This window comes from uncultured Winogradskyella sp. (assembly GCF_947501905.1).
In the GTDB taxonomy this organism is placed as follows: Bacteria; Bacteroidota; Bacteroidia; order Flavobacteriales; family Flavobacteriaceae; genus Winogradskyella.
Genome location: NZ_CANMXL010000004.1, coordinates 425,628 through 443,929, shown reverse-complemented (window position 1 = coordinate 443,929; position 18,302 = coordinate 425,628). Strand labels below are relative to the sequence as shown.

General features: G+C 35.7%; 14 protein-coding genes. 5 read left to right on the top strand and 9 right to left on the bottom strand.

The genetic code is table 11. The annotated features are described in order from the left end of the window. Positions 1 to 230 precede the first annotated feature (230 nt). Both Q0770_RS11870 and Q0770_RS11865 read left to right on the top strand, forming a co-directional pair. A complete protein-coding gene (locus Q0770_RS11870) occupies positions 231 to 3,347 on the top strand; it encodes an endonuclease (protein ID WP_299117232.1) in 3,117 nt (1,038 codons plus the stop codon). 97 nt (positions 3,348 to 3,444) lie between these two features. Continuing rightward, the gene (locus tag Q0770_RS11865) at positions 3,445 to 4,665 is read left to right on the top strand and encodes a peroxiredoxin (RefSeq protein WP_299117230.1); all 1,221 of its coding nucleotides are present in this window, start codon (positions 3,445 to 3,447) and stop codon (positions 4,663 to 4,665) included. A 19-nt stretch (positions 4,666 to 4,684) separates the two neighbouring features. Here Q0770_RS11865 and Q0770_RS11860 read toward each other — a convergent pair whose 3' ends face one another. From Q0770_RS11860 to Q0770_RS11835, 6 genes are all read right to left on the bottom strand, one after another. Continuing rightward, entirely contained in the window at positions 4,685 to 5,236 is a 552-nt protein-coding gene (locus tag Q0770_RS11860) for a hypothetical protein (protein ID WP_299117228.1), read from the bottom strand. After that, positions 5,226 to 5,714 (bottom strand): RNA polymerase sigma factor, encoded by a 489-nt coding sequence (locus tag Q0770_RS11855; protein WP_299117226.1) that lies wholly within the window; start codon positions 5,712 to 5,714, stop codon positions 5,226 to 5,228. Before Q0770_RS11855 ends, Q0770_RS11860 begins: the two co-directional genes overlap by 11 nt. Next, a complete protein-coding gene (locus Q0770_RS11850; RefSeq protein WP_299117224.1) occupies positions 5,711 to 6,562 on the bottom strand; it encodes an alpha/beta fold hydrolase in 852 nt (283 codons plus the stop codon). Before Q0770_RS11850 ends, Q0770_RS11855 begins: the two co-directional genes overlap by 4 nt. A gap of 113 nt (positions 6,563 to 6,675) precedes the next feature. Then, positions 6,676 to 8,070, bottom strand: a complete 1,395-nt coding sequence (locus Q0770_RS11845; protein ID WP_299117222.1) for a short-chain fatty acid transporter — start codon at positions 8,068 to 8,070, stop codon at positions 6,676 to 6,678. 9 nt (positions 8,071 to 8,079) lie between these two features. Further along, positions 8,080 to 9,168: a glycoside hydrolase family 26 protein gene (locus Q0770_RS11840; protein ID WP_299117220.1), complete on the bottom strand. Its 1,089-nt coding sequence runs from the start codon at positions 9,166 to 9,168 to the stop codon at positions 8,080 to 8,082. A gap of 27 nt (positions 9,169 to 9,195) precedes the next feature. Then, a complete protein-coding gene (locus tag Q0770_RS11835) occupies positions 9,196 to 9,777 on the bottom strand; it encodes a tRNA-(ms[2]io[6]A)-hydroxylase (RefSeq protein WP_299117218.1) in 582 nt (193 codons plus the stop codon). 164 nt (positions 9,778 to 9,941) lie between these two features. On the opposite strand from Q0770_RS11835, the gene Q0770_RS11830 reads away from it, so the two are divergent. Further along, entirely contained in the window at positions 9,942 to 11,030 is a 1,089-nt protein-coding gene (locus Q0770_RS11830) for a DUF2911 domain-containing protein (RefSeq protein WP_299117216.1), read from the top strand. A 75-nt stretch (positions 11,031 to 11,105) separates the two neighbouring features. On the opposite strand, the gene recG is transcribed toward Q0770_RS11830, so the two are convergent. Beyond that, entirely contained in the window at positions 11,106 to 13,208 is a 2,103-nt protein-coding gene (gene recG, locus Q0770_RS11825; RefSeq protein WP_299117214.1) for an ATP-dependent DNA helicase RecG, read from the bottom strand. An 80-nt stretch (positions 13,209 to 13,288) separates the two neighbouring features. On the opposite strand from recG, the gene Q0770_RS11820 reads away from it, so the two are divergent. Then, the gene (locus Q0770_RS11820; protein ID WP_299117212.1) at positions 13,289 to 15,268 is read left to right on the top strand and encodes a M1 family metallopeptidase; all 1,980 of its coding nucleotides are present in this window, start codon (positions 13,289 to 13,291) and stop codon (positions 15,266 to 15,268) included. Further along, positions 15,268 to 16,149 (top strand): patatin family protein, encoded by an 882-nt coding sequence (locus Q0770_RS11815; protein ID WP_299117210.1) that lies wholly within the window; start codon positions 15,268 to 15,270, stop codon positions 16,147 to 16,149. The genes Q0770_RS11820 and Q0770_RS11815 overlap by 1 nt, the downstream gene beginning before the upstream one ends. A gap of 9 nt (positions 16,150 to 16,158) precedes the next feature. On the opposite strand, the gene Q0770_RS11810 is transcribed toward Q0770_RS11815, so the two are convergent. Both Q0770_RS11810 and Q0770_RS11805 read right to left on the bottom strand, forming a co-directional pair. Next, a complete protein-coding gene (locus Q0770_RS11810; RefSeq protein ID WP_299117208.1) occupies positions 16,159 to 16,680 on the bottom strand; it encodes a hypothetical protein in 522 nt (173 codons plus the stop codon). A gap of 58 nt (positions 16,681 to 16,738) precedes the next feature. Further along, positions 16,739 to 18,301, bottom strand: coding sequence for an FMN-binding glutamate synthase family protein (locus tag Q0770_RS11805; protein WP_299117206.1), 1,563 nt, complete (start codon positions 18,299 to 18,301; stop codon positions 16,739 to 16,741). Position 18,302 lies beyond the last annotated feature (1 nt).

Sequence of the window (18,302 nt, the reverse complement as noted above, 5' to 3'; positions counted from 1 at the left end):
AAGATGTCAAAGATAATAATACTTATGGCTTAATGAAATTGAAAAAGTTTTTAGTTAAGAAAATAATTATTAACATTTTTAAATGAGGTAATTACCTTGTTTTTAGGTTGTTATTTTAAAATTGTTATTAGCTTTTTAAGCGCTTCATATTAGCTTAATAATAAGCATGTAATTAAATAATAATTTACGCATTGAAAATTACTAACACAACCTTAAACCAAATTTAACTAATGAAGAAAATTCTACTTTTTTCAATTTTATTGATTAGCTCGTTAGCTTATGCTCAAATACCTGCGTATTATAACGATGTTAATCTAAACCAAACAGGTACATCCCTAAAAGACGATTTAGCGTCTAAGATTACCACTACTCAAACAACCATTTTAAGTTATACACCTGGAGTTTGGGACGCTTTGCAACAATCCGATTTAGATCCCTCAGATGCCTCTAAAGTGCTTTTAATATATGGATACAATGACAATGATGGCGATTTTATGACAGATCGCTCACGTGGTGTTAACGACAACGGCGGAGGTATAGGTCTATGGAATAGAGAGCATGTTTATCCTAGATCTTTAGGAAATCCAAACTTAGGAAGTACTGGTCCTGGGAGTGATGCGCATTCACTTCGTCCTGCAGACGGACAGATGAATTCATCTAGAAATAATAGGAAATTTGCTGCTGGAAGTGGAAATTCTGGGATTACACCACAAGGAAATTTCTATCCTGGAGATGAGTGGAAAGGCGATGTAGCAAGAATGATGATGTATATGTATTTGCGTTATGACAGCCGTTGTCTACCAAGTAATGTAGCTGTTGGAAATACAGTAGCTGGAGATGCAAATATGATTGATGTTTTACTACAATGGAATGCTGAAGACCCAGTGAATGGTTTTGAAGATAACAGAAATGAAGTCATTGCTGGTATTCAAGGTAATAGAAACCCTTTTGTAGATAACCCAGCTTTTGCTACTCAAATTTGGGGTGGCCCTCAAGCCGAAGACCGTTTTGGTACTGGAACTCAAGATACTGAAGCACCATCTGTACCACTCAATTTAGTAGCTTCTAACACAACATCCAACTCTACAGTATTAACATGGTCTGCATCTACTGATAATGTTGGTGTAACTGGTTATAATGTTTTTCAAGATGGTGCATTTGTTGTAACCGTAAGTGGGACGATATACAATGTTTCCGGATTGGGAGCAAGTACCTTATATAGCTTTTCTGTAAATGCAACTGATGCTGCAGGTAATACCTCTGCGAATAGTAGTTCTGCAGTAGTAACAACTCAAGCTGCTGGAACCGGTGGAACAGCTTCAGAGTTATTTATTTCTGAGTATATTGAAGGCTCTTCAAACAATAAAGCTTTAGAAGTAGCCAATTTTACTGGAGCTACAGTTAATCTTTCTGGGTATTCGCTTAGAAAAGCTACAAATGGTAGTGGTTCGTTTACGAGTACTTATAATTTAACTGGGCAATTGGCTAACGGTGAAGTTTTTGTAGTCGCTAATAGTAGTGCAACTGCTGCAATATTAAATGAAGCGGATGCAACAAGTGGCGTTACGACGTTTAACGGGAATGATGCCATTGGTTTATTTAAAGACAATGTGTTGATTGATAAAATGGGTAATGAAAATAATAGTGCTAATTTTGCAAAGGATGTGACTTTAAGACGTAAGCCTTCTGTTTTAGACCCAAATACAACATATACTGTAGCGGAATGGGACCAATTCCCTCAGAATACCTTTGATGATTTAGGTTCTCATACTGTTGACGGCGGTACTGGTCCAGCACCAGATACTGAAGCACCATCAGTACCAACAAATGTTGTAGCGTTTAATGTAACAACAGATTCAGCAACTTTATCATGGTCAGCTTCTACGGATAACGTAGGTGTAACAGGATACGATGTTTACCAAGGCGCAAGTTTACTAGCTTCAGTAACAACAACGGGATACACAGTAACAGGACTAGCACCATCAACAAACTATGTGTTCTCAGTAAGAGCGAAAGATGCTGCAGGAAATGTGTCTAATGCAAGTTCTAATGTTGGAGTAACAACAGCAACACCTGCAGATACGCAAGCACCATCAGTACCAGCAAATGTTGTAGCATCTAACGTTACTACAGATTCAGCTACTTTATCATGGTCAGCCTCTACAGATAATGTTGGGGTAACTGGATACGATGTTTACCAAGGTGCATCGTTACTAGCTTCAGTAACAACAACTGGATACACAGTAACAGGATTATCACCATCAACCAACTATGTATTCTCAGTAAGGGCAAAAGATGCTGCTGGAAATGTGTCTAATGCAAGTTCTAATGTTGGCGTAACAACAGCAACACCCGCAGATACGCAAGCACCATCAGTACCTACAAATGTTGTAGCATCTAACGTTACTACAGATTCAGCGACTTTATCATGGTCAGCATCTACAGATAATGTAGGTGTAACAGGATATGATGTTTACCAAGGTGCAAGTTTACTAGCTTCAGTAACAACAACTGGATACACGGTAACAGGATTAGCACCATCAACAAACTATGTATTCTCAGTAAGAGCAAAAGATGCAGCTGGAAATGTGTCTAATACAAGTTCTAATGTGTCAGTAACAACGGATGCTGTAGTATTAAACTATTGTAACTCTCAAGGAAACAACACCAACTTTGAGTTTATTGATTTTGTAGCTTTAGGAGGGATTTCAAACGCTACAGGCTCAAATGGTGGCTACGGTGATTTTACAAATCTAACAGGTAACATTAACTACGGAACTAACACTATTGTTTTAAGTGCAGGTTTCCCTGGACAATCGTACACTGAGCAATGGAGAGCTTGGATAGATTTCAACCAAAACGGGACATTTGAATCTAGTGAAGAAGTCGTTTCTGGTTCGTCTTCAAACGGCGGAAATTTATCATATAACTTTACTGTACCAACATCAGCTGTTACAGGACCAACACGTTTAAGAGTATCTATGGAGTGGAATTCTGCACCTGGTGCATGTGAGACATTTACTTATGGTGAGGTAGAAGATTATACGGTGAATATCGGAGCTTCTGGGGCACGTTTAGCACCGTTAGCAGGTATTCAAATTGATGGTGAGTTAGGCGAGGAGGAATCTGTATTTAACTCTAAGGTTTACAACAGCTTCAATGCTTTAAATCTAGAAATGAAAGATAGCAGAGCAGTATCGTACACCATTTACAATATGTCTGGTCGTTTTGTGGCTAAAGGCACATTCAAAGGAAAGGTACAGTTAAATAACCTTGATTCAGGAATGTACATTATGAATATCAACGATGGTCAGCGTACCATTCAAAAGAAGATTATTAAAAAGTAATTTCAAATAAATCTTAATTAAAGCCCAACATTTTGTGTTGGGCTTTTTTATGTAAGGTATTTGTTGTTATTTCGAACTTTAATACAAACGTTTTAAAATGAGATATCTTTCAGTTTTCCTATTGACTTTAATATTTGTTTCTTGTAAAAACGAAGGAACGCCTCAAACTCTAAAAAACGGAACATATAGAGCTGTTTTAGAGGTTCAAGACAATCAGGAATTGCCTTTTTTGTTTAAAGTAGATTCGCCAACAACCTTGAAGATTTTTAATGCTGAAGAAGTGATTGAAGTTGATGAGGTGGAATACCGGAACGATTCTATTTTTATTACAGCACCCGTATTTGAAGGTTATTTTGCAGCCACTTTTGATGGGGATAATCTTAAAGGCGAATTTATTAAGGAAAGTTTAGATAGAATTGTACCATTTACAGCTAATTTTAATGAAGACGTACGTTTTCCGAAGTCGCCAAAAAGTCCAACATCAACCTCTATAGATGGTGTTTGGGAGGCGGTGTTTAGTCAAGGTGTTGAAGGTGATGAGTATATTGCCAAAGGTATTTTTGAGCAGGTAGACCATTTTGTATATGGAACCTTTAGAACCACTACTGGCGATTACCGTTATCTCGAAGGTATTATGGATGGTGACATTATGAAGCTCTCTACTTTTGATGGTGCGCATGCCTTTTTATTTACAGCAAAAGTCACTGACTCTACTATGGAAGGCCAATTCTACTCTGGTAACCATTGGAAAGAGCCTTTTGTAGCAAAGCGCAACCCCGATTACGAATTGCCAAGTGCGGATAGTCTAACCTTTTTAAAAGAAGGTTACGATAGTATAGACTTTACATTTCCTAATGCTAAAGGTGATATGGTGAGCCTTAAAGACGAGCGTTTTAAAGATAAGGTGGTTGTGGTACAGATTATGGGAACCTGGTGTCCAAACTGTTTGGATGAAAGTAAGTATTATGCAGACTTTTATAACAAGAACAAAGACAAAAATTTTGAAATTATTGCCTTGGCATTTGAGTATGCTAAAACTGAGGAAATTGCATTTAGCCGCATCGACCGTTTAACATCTAAAGTTGGAATAGATTACCCTATTTTATTGGCACAATATGGCACGTCTGATAAAATTAAAGCTCAAGAAAAACTCCCAATGCTTAACCATGTGTTGTCTTATCCAACTTCAATTTTTATTGATAAAACAGGAAAAGTACGTAAAATACATACTGGTTTTAATGGCCCAGCCACTGGTGATAAATACATCGAATTTAAAGCTGAGTTTGAAAGTTTTGTTGCGGAGTTATTGGCAGAGTAGTTTTATTGAAATACAAACCCTACTTTCTTCTCAAGTGTTTAAGGAAACGATGCTCCTTAATTACACTATTTATTATAATTGCAATAATTATGATAAGAGAAAGAATACCAGAAATTACAATATAGGTATAGAATCCTTCGGAAAAATAGTCCTTAAAATATGGAAGTAAGAGGTAGAAACCATACAAATACACTGCAATGCAGATTGGAGTGATATAATAATTTATCATCAAGCGGATTTTGTAATGTTTTTTGAGATATGCGTGGTATACCTTTTGACTCATTAAAACTAGCTGACTCTTCTTACGATACATAGAAATGAACTCTAATAGAATTCTAAATACAAGGCTAGAAATCATGAGTACCAAACCTAAAGTAAAGTTATTCCACTGATTTGAAGCAAAAGAAATAGTATAGAAGATTAATATAACTACAGTCAGAGACATAATTGTAATGCTCAAGTATTGTCCATTACGTTGTTGCTTTGCTTTGTTTAGAATGTCTTTAGCATTACTTATCTCAGAATTGTCATTCTGAGCATGCCATAATTTGTTTAAAGAATCATTTTCCATTTTTAATGCATTTTAAAAGTGATTTTCGAATCCGGCTTAAGCGTGTTCTTAATGTTCCATGTGCTAAACCAACTGTATTTGCTATAGTTACTTGAGGTATGTTTTCAAGTTCTAATAATATTAGTGCTCTATTTTGCTCAGTGAGTTGATCAATACAGCGATACATTTTTTTGATATTCTTTTCATTATTGTCATTTTTTTCATCATTACTGCTATTTGACAATACGTTTTCATTTATAGGTATACTTTTTTTGGATTTACGTAAATCCCCTAAGCATATATTTACCGCAATTCTATAAATCCAAGTGTCAATAGCTGATTTGCCCTTAAATGAATTTCTGTGATTCCAAACTTTTATAAAAGTCTCTTGAAGCCATTCATTGGCAAGTTCATTATTGCCAGAAGCATAACCTAAACACAACCGATGAACTTTGGGAGCATTTGAATTATAGATATTAGTAAATTCCTGTTCTGTCATTCTTTTGATGATAAAATCATTCGTATCTGTTTTGTAAACCATTCTGGCTTGTCTAACATGATAAAATGCGCACTGTCTTCGGCTAAAATAAAATTATAATCTTTTAAATTTTCATATTGACTTTTATAGGTCTGCGTTACCATATCTTTCCCATAAGGCTTAGTGGCGGCAATTATTGTAACAGGAATTGCTATTTTTTCTAAATCTTTTCGCATATCTAATTTAAGATAGTCAGTATATCCGTAAACATATGTTTTACGGTCAGATTCTAATATCCAGTTTTTAATTTTTTCTTGTGCAGATTCTTTAAGACTCATACCTTTAGACATCGCTTTGGCAGTTTGCTCAAAGGTTACATCATCCATTACAAGTTGTTGATTGTTATATGGGCTTTCATATACTAAATTATCAGGATTAAAATTAGGAATCATTAATGAGCCGGCAGCAGGAAGCGCATCAATTAATATGATTTCAGAAAGTTTTAAACCCTTTTGCGTAGCAAGCCAAGTGGCAATTGTGCCTCCCAAACTATGTCCAATTATGGTAGAATTCTGTAAATCATTTTTTAAGATATAGTTTTTTAGAGACGCATTGACTTTAGGTAACCAAGGAAATTCTATGGGTTCTTTTCCGCCAAAACCAGCTAAGGTAACCACATGACATTCGTAATTTTTTTCTAGCTCTTTTACAAGAGGACTCCAGATGTTTCCTGGAACTGTGAATCCTGGTATTAAAAGTATAGGATTACCTTTTCCTGTTACTTCTACGTGGATAGGTTGAGTTTTATTTTTTGCATTAATTGATAAAGAAAATACTATTGAGATAAAAAATATGATAACTTTTTTCATTGTTACTAGGTTTTGATTTCCCTTTTGATGTAGAAATCAAAAAATGTTACATTTTATTTTAAAATTGACATAAAATATAATCAATACGTATAACTGCCTGTATTTACAACTTTTTAAAGTGGTAGGTAAGTCACCATCAAAGCTTGTACAACAAATAAGACTACAAAAGGAATAAACAGATATCCTACCACATCGCGGGCTTGTATTTTAATGCCTTTACCCATCACAGGGAAAACGATTAAAAGGAAAAACGGCTGTAATAAATTGCTTAAGCTTTCGCCATAGGCCACAGACATAGAGGCACGTGCAGTCATGGCAGTAATTTCGGTTTGCGAGAGATTAGCGGCCAACTCTTGCACCATGTTAATAATACTCGGACCAATCACAGCGAACTCACCACCGGCTGATGGGATGGCAAAATTAATCACCCCACCTGTGACATAAGAGATAAACGCATAAGATTCTGGCGTAGCAATAGCTACTAAGGCATCACTAATTAAGGCGCCTAAACCAGAAGCAATCATAATGCCCATAATCCCTGCATAAAACGGGTATTGGAACAAAATACCTGAGATATTGCTGCTGGCGCGTTTCATGGCTATACTGTAACGCATCGGTGTAATGTGCAACAACATTCCTGTTATTAAAAAGATGAAAATCATAATATTAAAATTGAGGTCAAACCCATTTTTAATAAAATGATAAACAATATAAGTTACGCCTAGTAACCCCACGCCAATCTGTAACCAGCCTGCATTATTCAAAGCATCAGAAATGGCCCTAAACGGGAGTTTGTGAGACAAGGCTTCATCTTTTACAGAGTGATCTTCGATATTAGTTTCTGTAAGTAAGTCATTTAATTCTTTGCCCTTAGATGATTTTGGGATTAAAAGATAGATCAATAGTGGTGCGACTATAACAAAGAGTACAATCATGGCCATGTTAAGCGTAGAGCCCAAGCTATAACTCGTTGAAATGGTGTCTTTGAGGATACCACTTTCAATTAAAAAGTTGTTCTCTGTATTGAGGAGCAACGCAATAGAGCTCGATAAACCACATACCCAACCGTTAAAAGAAAAGTACACACAACCCACCAAAAATGGATAATGGATACCTTTTATTCTCAAGGCTAACTCACGTCCTAAAATGGCAGTAATCACAACCATGCCAAAGCTTATCAATGACAACAATGCACCTAAAGCAATCACTACTATATAAACTTGAGTAGGCGTTTTTATAATCAAAGCTAACCTGTCAATAGCATGTTTTACAGGATTGGATTGTGCAATACAGTAAGCCGTAATGATAATTAAGACAATCTGCATCCCAAAGGCGAGTAATTTCCAAAAGCCGTCGTACCAACCTTCTAAAACTGTTATGGGCTTTGAATCTGTAAGTGTGACTGCTAAAACGCCAGTGATAAGCGTAAGCAATAAGGCAAACACATATGCACTTGGCATGTATTTGGTAAAGCTGTCTGTGAATTTTTGTCCGAGTTTGGTGAGCATGAGTTATAGCTAATCTTGATATCTTAAATCGTTAAACAAATTTACAGAAGATTTGATGTATTGTGGTTTCTCTAATTCTTCCACCCATTTTTTCGCTACATAATCACTCATCTGTAGTCTTGAATCTACTTTTTGAAATGTTGGATTGTTTATCCACATCGGTTGTGAAGCCCAGTTCGCATTAATATAGCTAAAGGCTTTTATGATATCGCTATTGTCATTAATGGTTTTAAAGAACGGTATAAACCATTCTCCCCAAAGGCTTTTTGCTATTTCAGGATTTGTGAGTTGAGAATTAAAGTAAAGACCATCCATTTCTCTTGCTGGTGTTGCCTCAGCTATAAAGACTGGCTTATTGTGCTTTCTTGCAAAAGTGAGCATTTGGGTATCAGGATTTCCAAAATAGGAATAGCCGACCCAATCTACAATGTCATCTCCAGGATACCAGTCTTCTAATACATCTTGTCCTGAACCTGTGCCTTTGGATTGCCAAACAAAAGCCACATTAGTGACTTGTAAATCTTTGAAGATTGTGTGAATACGTTGCCACGATTTCAGATAGTGTTTTTTCTTGTAATGGTTCCAATCCCATCCATCAAATTCATAGCCAATCCTTAAAAACACAGGACGGTTTGTAGATTTAATCCATTCTCCTAATTCTATAATGAGTTTATCATGTTTCCCTTTCGCAATTTGTTTTTCATGATTCACAATAGACAAACCAATGGAAATTAAGGCATTGTTGAATTTTTCATCATTAAGGTAATAAGCGCCACAACTATCTCCAGCACCCCAATTTGCAACTGTTTTTAAGCCATCGTTTCCTCTATTATAATAGCCAAATGACTCGTCTCCAGGCGATATATTGGTGTATAGTGTTACGCCTGCTGGTACATCAAAATAATTGCAATAGCCATGTATGTAGCTTTCTAAGCCGCCAACAGCTTCTAAATCTTGACCAATAAAAACTAAGATTTTACCATCTTCTGGTTCAAACTTAGCTAATGAATCTTTGTTTTGAGAATTCCCTGCTAATGCAAAAAATAGCAGTAGTATAGAGAGACACTTTAGAACATTATTACAAGTTGTTTTTTTCAAAAAAATGATAATTTTTTGTTTTGAACTTTACCCATGTATGGTTTCAGATTTTCCGTAGCTTTTAATAATCTCGCCTTCAAATTCTACAAGTTCTTTCCAACGTTTTTCAACGTCGATATCTTTTCCGTATTTTCTAGCAAACGTAATAAATATGGTATAATGCCCAGCTTCACTTACCATTAAATCGTAATAGAACTTTGATAGTTTTGAATCGCTAATACGTTGCGAGAGTAATTTAAAACGCTCACAGCTCCGGGCTTCAATCATTGCAGAAAACAATAATCTGTCTACCAAACTTTGAGTTGGGTTACCACCACGATTCATAAACTTGTGGAGTTGGTTAACATAGTGGTCTTTTCGTTTTGGACCTAAAGTATAACCACGCTCTTTTATAATATTATGTACCATCTGAAAGTGTTCTAACTCTTCCATGGCCAGCTCAACCAATTTGGTTACCAAATCTTCATATTCGCTATTATGCGTAATTATTGTAATAGCATTTGTAGCGGCTTTTTGCTCGCACCAGGCATGGTCAACGAGAATTTCTTCAATATTCGATTCTACAATATTTACCCAACGCGGGTCGGTTTCTAATTTTAGGTGGAGCATATACTTTTACGTTATTCTACTGATGTCAAATATAGTTAGATTTTATGCGATTCTTAATGTTTAGTTAATTAACAACCTGCAAGAGTTCTTTAACATCTTCCTAACAGGAGTGCTTTCAAAATCAGTATAATTTGGTGGTACTACTAATCAAAACCAATATAAAAATGAAAACTACAATTACTTCTTTTGTAATGTGCCTGTTTCTTTGTGCTTCGTTTACATTATCTGCTCAGATAAATACCCCTCGTGGTAGCCAAATGGCGTCTGTAATGCAGCGCATTGGTACCACAGATATTACAATTACCTATTCTAGACCAAGTGTAAAAGAGCGCGAAGTCTGGGGAAAATTAGTGCCTTACGGCATGAACAATTTAGGTTTTGGGACTTCTAAAGCAGCACCTTGGCGTGCTGGAGCCAACGAAAACACGACAATTACTTTTACTCATGATGCTAAAGTAGAAGGCAAAGCTATTGCAGCGGGAACTTACGGATTGCATATCAATGTTAAGGATGCTGATAATGCAACTATAATTCTATCAACTGATAAAGATGCATGGGGAAGTTATTTCTACGACCCTGCTAATGATGCTTTAAGAGCAGATGTAAAGCTAAAAGATATTGCTCATATGGAGTTATTGACTTATGATTTTGAAGATGTAAAAGCCAACTCAGCAACAGCTGTGCTAAAATGGGAAAAGAAAGCTATTCCTTTTAATATTGAAGTGGATGTGACAGATATTGTGTTAGCCGACATAAGAGGTCAATTTAAAGGGCAAAAAGGGTTTACAAGACAAAACTGGGAACAAGCTGCTAATTTTGCTATGAATAATGGAGGAGATTTAGATGAAGCCCTTGGTTGGATAAACAATGCTTTAGAAGGTCAGTTTTTTAGTCAAAAAACAGTGAATGGTTTAGCTATTAAGGCTCAAATACTTCAGAAAAAAGGAGATAGTGAAGGTTTTGGTACTACAATGGATGAAGCATTAACATTAGCGACACCTGCGCAAGTCAACCGTATGGGATACGCAATGATTAATGCAAAAGACTATAATCGCGCTATTAAATATTTCAATACCAATTTAGCTAAAGACCCTAAAAATGCGAACTGGCATAGTAGTTTGGCTGATGGTTATAAAGCTAAAGGTGATAAAAAAATGGCGACTAAGCATTATAAAAAAGCACTGTCTTTAAATCCTAACGATAGAGTAAAGGCTAGTGTAGAAAAAGGATTGAAGGAGTTGACTTCAAAATAATAATATTTTCATCATCAAAACACGAGTAATTATGTTTTGAGGGGCCTGGTAATGGTTGGTGGCCAGGCCTTTTTTTTATGAGATATAATTCCAAATATTGCGATACTTACTCATTTGTCTGTAAGTCTCAAGTATAACATTGTTTTCAGGCGAGGCTAAACTAGGGTCTATTTTTAGCACTTGTTTTGCATAATAACGGGCTTGTTGTAAAATATCTTTATCCTTTACGATATCTGCAATTCTGAGATTAAGAACACCGCTTTGTTGCGTACCCATAATATCTCCTGGACCACGAAGTTTTAAATCGACTTCTGCAATTTCAAAACCATCACTGCTACGTACCATGGTTTCTAAACGTGTTTTACTATCATTACTGAGTTTGTGACTTGTCATTAAAATACAATAGCTCTGTTCTGCACCACGCCCAACACGACCACGTAATTGGTGCAATTGAGACAGACCAAAACGTTCTGCACTTTCAATAATCATAACCGAAGCATTAGGTACGTTAACGCCAACCTCAATAACAGTGGTAGCTACCATGATATTTGTTTCCCCTTTTACAAAACGTTGCATTTCATAATCCTTATCTGCAGGTTTCATTTTTCCATGTACAATAGAGATTTGATAGTCTGGCATTGGAAATTCTCTTGAAATACTCTCGTAACCATCCATTAAATCTTTATAATCCATTTTTTCACTTTCCTGAATTAATGGGTAGACGATATAAACTTGTCGTCCTTTAGTAATTTCATCTCTTATAAACTTGAAAACTTTAAGCCGATTATTATCATATCTATGAACAGTTTTTATTGGTTTTCTGCCCGCAGGTAATTCGTCAATTATTGAAATATCTAAGTCCCCATAAACAGACATTGCCAAGGTCCTAGGGATTGGTGTAGCCGTCATTACTAAAATGTGTGGAGGAGATGTGTTTTTCTTCCATAATTTTGAACGCTGAGCAACTCCAAAACGATGTTGTTCGTCTATAACTGCGATGCCTAAATTCTTAAATTTTACTTTATCTTCAAGTAGGGCATGCGTACCAATTAGTATCTGTAATTGTCCATTTTCAAGATTTTCATGAATTATTTTTCGTTCTGAAGTTTTAGTTGAACCTGTGAGTATTGAAATATTGATTTTCAGTAATTTACATAATTCATTTAATCCGTTATAGTGCTGGACTGACAAAATTTCAGTTGGGGCCATTAAGCAGCATTGAAAACCGTTGTCAAGCCCTATGAGCATTGACATAAAGGCTACTATGGTTTTCCCCGAACCTACATCGCCTTGTAAAAGCCGATTCATTTGCGCGTTACTTCCTAAATCAGATCTAATTTCTTTAATCACACGTTTTTGTGCATTGGTCAAATCAAAGGGTAAATGGTCTTTAAAAAATGTATTGAAATATGTACCAACTTCTTCAAACGGAAATCCTTTTATTTTGGATTTATGAATCAGATTTTTAAGAATTAATTGCAATTGAATATAGAATAACTCTTCGAATTTCAATCGGAATTGTGCTCTTGTTAAAAGCTCAGAAGTTTTTGGAAAATGAATATTTAAAAGCGCATCAGATTTTGAGATTAGTTTTAAATCATCTTTCAAGGTTTTAGGCAAAGTTTCTACAAAACGCCCTTTTGTTTCTAGAAAGAGTTGTTGCATTATTTTTGAAGCTACTTTGTTGGTAATGCCTTTATTTGAGAGTTTTTCTGTTGATGGATAAATGGGTTGCATTGCAGAACGCAGATTGTTTCCATGCTCTGATTGTAACTCTATTTCTGGATGAGGCATGCTGTATTTACCACTGAACCAATTGGTTTTTCCAAAAATGACATAAGTTTTTCCAACCTTTAAGCTTTCTCTAATCCATTTCTGACCACGAAACCAAACCAACTCCATCATACCTGTATCATCTTTAAAGTCAGCTACTAATCGTTTACCACGCTTTTGTGCAATTTCTCTAAAGCCAGTAATAGTACCGATAATTTGCACTTCGGCAGTATTGCGTTGTAGCTCATTAACCTTATAGAAACGCGTACGGTCTATATATCGATTAGGAAATAAATTGATGAGGTCTTGATAGGTGTGTATGCCAAGTTCTGAGCGTAACAAATCTGCCCGATTTGGACCAACACCTTTAAGATAATCGATGGGAGTTTGAAGATTAACACTCATAAAAGCGAATTTAATTCTTTTCGAGAAAACTTGTTGACTATAATTTGCATTTTGGCCTTATCCTTGTGTAGTTTTACGGTATGAAGAAATTCTTGTTCGTATTCTGTCTTTTTCAAGTTATCTATTTGTCTGCACAGCAAACGGAGTATGTGGATTTTATACAAATGAATTCTTTTCTTAGTGTGCAGCCAGATTCTTCAAAAATTAGAGGAAAAGTCTGGTATAGCTTAGATATTCTTAAATCTGTAGATTCTATTTTTTTAGATGCGGTAAATATGAATTTTAATAATGTTGAGATTAGAATTGAAGATGAGAATACAATTCCTGTCAATTTTCTGTTGAAAGACGATAAAATATATTTTAAACATTCATTTAAAGAAGGTGTATCGTATACTATATATTTTGATTATGTAGCTACACCCAAAAAAGCATTATATTTTTTAAAACGAAAAGAAGATTGGAATATTTGGACACAAGGCCAAGGCAAGTATACTAGTAACTGGTTGCCAAGTATTGATGATGTAAACGAAAAGGTTTTATTTAATTTAAGTATTACTGAGTGTGGTGATTACAAGGTTTTAGCTAATGGTTTTCAATCGGCAAGTATGCCATTACCTGATGATTGTGTAAAGTATCATTATAATATGCAAAAGCCTATGTCTAGCTACCTAGTTGCGCTAGCTATCGGTAAATACGATGTCAAAAAAGAAGTTTCAAAAAGTGGTGTCCCGATAGAACTGTATTACTATCCAGAAGATTCTGCTAAAGTGGAGTCTACGTACCGCTACACAAAGCAAATGTTCGATTTTCTGGAGGATGAAATCGGTTTTCCGTATCCGTGGCAAAATTATAAACAAGTCCCAGTGCATGATTTCTTATATGCAGGAATGGAAAACACAAGCTTAACCATATTCTCTGATGCTTTTATGGTTGACGATATTGGGTTTAATGATAAAAACTACGTTAATGTAAACGCTCATGAGCTAGCGCATCAATGGTTTGGAGATTTAGTCACTGCGACTTCTGGAGAGCATCATTGGTTGCAAGAAGGCTTTGCTACGTATTATGCATTATTAGCAGAAAAAGAAGTGTTTGGTGAGGATTATTTTTATTTCAAATTATATCAAAACGCCCAAGATTTAGCACGTCAGGATCAAGCTGGTAATGGAACATCCTTGCTAAATCCAAAATCAAGTAGTTTGACTTTTTATCAGCGTGGCGCATGGGTTTTGTATGCATTGCGACAATATATTGGAGATACGGTATTTAAAAAAGCTGTAAAAGCGTATTTAGAAAAGCATCAATTTTCTAATGTTGAAACCAAAGACTTTATTTCAGAAATTGAGCAGCTGTCAGGAAAATCATTGCAAACTTTTGTAAAGACATGGATTACTGATGAGACATTTCCTTTTGAAGCCGCTGTGCGAACTATTTATCAGGAATCAGAGTATATTCAAGAGTATACACAGGTAAATTGCGAAGCAAATTCTTCAAAATGCGCAGATTACCTTAAGTATTATGTGTCTGATGACGCTAAAGTGAAAGTCATTGCGCAGCGACCACAATTGATAAATGCTGCCACTTTTCAGAATGGTTTAAAAGTGCGACAAGCAATTTCAGCGTATTTAAAGTATGTGCCAAAAAATTTAAAATCAGAGTACGAATCGCTTTTAGAAGATAAATCGTATATAACTATTGAGAATGCACTTTATAATCTCTGGACTAGTTTCCCGACAGAGCGTTCAAAATACCTGAGTAAGACAAGAAATATAGAAGGCTTTAGTGATAAGAATGTGAGACTGCTTTGGTTGGTATTGCATCTGAATACGCCTGACTATAATTCTGATGCGAAGTCAGATATACTTGCGGAATTATTGGATTATACAAATGATTATTACAATGCAGAGTTGCAAATGAATGCATTTCGGTATTTAAAACTAATGAATGCCTGTGACGATTTATGCAAATCGAATTTAGAACAAGCAAAAAACCATCATAACTGGCGTATGACAAAGTTTGCAAAGGACATGTTGAATGAATTAAACAATCCTAAAAAATAATGCGGGCATTAGTAATTTCTGGAGGCGGCAGTAAAGGGGCTTTTGCAGGAGGTGTTGCGCAATACCTTATGGAGCGTGAAAAACGAAATTACGATATGTTTTTAGGGACTTCTACAGGAAGTTTATTAGTGCCACATCTTGCTGTTGGTGAAATAGGGAAGCTGTACGATATTTTCACCAATGTCCAACAGCACGATATTTTTAGTATTAGCCCTTTTGTGCAACGTAAAAAAGGGGATAGGGAATATGTATCTATAGATTTTATAAACTCGTTATGGCAGTTTATTCGTCGTAAAAGAACCTTTGGAGAGAGTAAGGCCTTAAAGCGAAATATAAAGCAGAACTTCACTTTTGAAGAATATCAGAAAATTAAAACGATAAAACACGACGTGGTCGTGACTGTTGCTAATCTGTCTATGAATCGGGTAGAGTACAAGTCTATCAGAGACTGTTCTTACGAAGAGTTTTGTGATTGGATATGGATTTCGTGTAATTATATACCATTTATGTCTTTAGCGACGCGTAATGGACATGAGTATGCGGATGGTGGTTTAGGAAGCGTAATCCCTATTCGTGAAGCTATTTTGAGAGGCGCTACTGAAGTAGATGCTATAGTTTTAGAGGCTGAAAACATGGATAAGCAAAAGGTTTTGGGTAAAAATCCATTTTCTTTAATGTTGAATTTATTTGGACATTTATTAGACCAGGTTGAGCGAAATGATATTGAAATAGGGAAGCTTGCTGCAAAAAATAAAGGTGTAAAACTTAATTTGTATTATACGCCGACATCTTTAACTGAGAACTCTTTGATTTTCAGTAAACGGCTAATGGAAAAGTGGTGGCAACAAGGTTATGATTATGCTGAACAAAAGCATGTATAATACATCAAATTACCATAGCTCGCCAACTTCTTTTTTTATAAATGAGAGACCAGCGCTACTAGGTGCGGACCTGTCCATTAAATTTGTTAGAATTACTTCTCTAAGTTTATCTGCAGAGTCTACTTTATCACTTAAACTTGACTTTCTTATGAGTTGAATAGTGGCATTTTTTGAAGCATTAATGACGTTCCAACATTCATCAGTAATGTAAATTTGCTGTGCTAAATTATGTTCAAACTCTTGTTCAATACTTGCTATAAGTAAAGATTCATAATCTCCTTTATTTGATGAAGTTGGCCTTACTCTAACAACCAATTTATTAGGTGAAATGCGCTCTAAAAATAATGCCATACGTTCGTAGGCTTGTAAGCGTAAAGGTAACGACTCTTTTTGCGTGTTTCTTTGAAGCTGAAAACGTCTTCGTCTGTTTTCGTTTTCTATATGTCCTTTAAAAAAATAATAGGCTATAGCTGCGACAATAATTGTTGGTAGTAAGCTTAAGAATAATTGTAGGATAGTATCTGAGGTCATAATATGATGTTATTTTCTAAAAACGATATATGCTTTTTTCTATTGTGCGATTAGAGTTCTAATTTTTTGTTTTGCCACCTAAATATATACAATCTTTTAAATCTTGCATATTATTAAAGTCAACTGGAGTCTTATTATAGCCAAATGTGCTATTGAATTCTTTTGTAAGGTTATGGTCATCAACGTTCATTTCAATATCCGACATGCTAAATTGACATGGATGCTCGTAACCTGCCGCATGTGTAATTTCTATGAGTTCCTTTTTAAAGGTTCTAAAATATTGTGCTAAACGTTCAGACTTTAAAGGAATGTTGATGCCATTTTGCAACCATTTACTTTGCGTAGCAATCCCAGCAGGACAACGATTTGTATGGCATATTTGAGCTTGAATGCAACCAATACTCATCATGGCTTCACGAGCCACATTTATACAATCTACACCCATAGCAAATGCCATAGCTGCTTTTGCAGGGAAACCTAACTTACCACTACCAATAAATACCACGCGGTCTTCTATGTTGTGTTTTTGAAATAGTTTGTAAATATCACTAAAACCATAAACCCAAGGTAAGGACACATGATCTGCAAAACTTGGAGGCGCTGCACCAGTACCGCCTTCGCCACCATCAACAGCTATAAAATCTGGTCCGCGATTTTCGGTTTTCATGATTTGTACTAATTCTTCCCATTGATCTAATTTTCCGATTGCGGCTTTAATGCCAACAGGTAAACCTGTAGCTTCAGCAATAGCTTCAATAAAATCTACCAATTCTGGTACGTTAGAAAAGGCTTTGTGGTTTGGTGGAGATAATACGGTTTTGCCTTCTTCAACACCGCGTATTTCAGCAATTTCTTTAGTGATTTTTACTCCTGGTAATACACCACCTTTTCCAGGTTTTGCACCTTGTGATAATTTAACTTCTATGGCACGAATAAAAGGATTGTCTTCAACAAGTTTAATCATTTTTTCCATGGAGAATCCGCCATCTTCTGCGCGAACTCCAAAATAACCTGTCCCAAAATGAAAGACCACATCACCACCGTTACTGTGATAAGGCGATAAGCCGCCTTCACCAGTATTATGGTAGGCGCCAGCTAATTTTACACCTTTATTAAGCGACTCTACAGCTTTTGCAGACAGTGAGCCAAAACTCATCGCAGAGATGTTTATGATTGATGCTGGGCGATAAGGGCGTTTTCGTTTATGATATGCGCCCATAACTTTAGCGCATGGGATAAAACATTTGTCAATAGCGTTTGGATGATTGTCATCTATCTTAAAGGGCATCATGGCATTATTAATAAAAATATGCTGATGTGCATAGATGTCTCTATCTGTACCAAAACCCTCGTAATTGTTTTCGTTTTTTGCAGAAGCGTATATCCAGCCACGTTCTATACGGTTAAATGGTAATTCTTCACGATTGTTAGCTACAAAATATTGACGCATTTCTGGACCAATACTTTCTAGTAAATAACGTAAATGCCCAACAATTGGGAAGTTATGACTTATGGTATGACTTCTTTGAAAAAAGATGTCTCTAATGGCTACAATAGCCAAAACAATAATAATCCATAGCCACCAAGATATGCTTCCTAGAAACTCTAAAACTGTATCCATA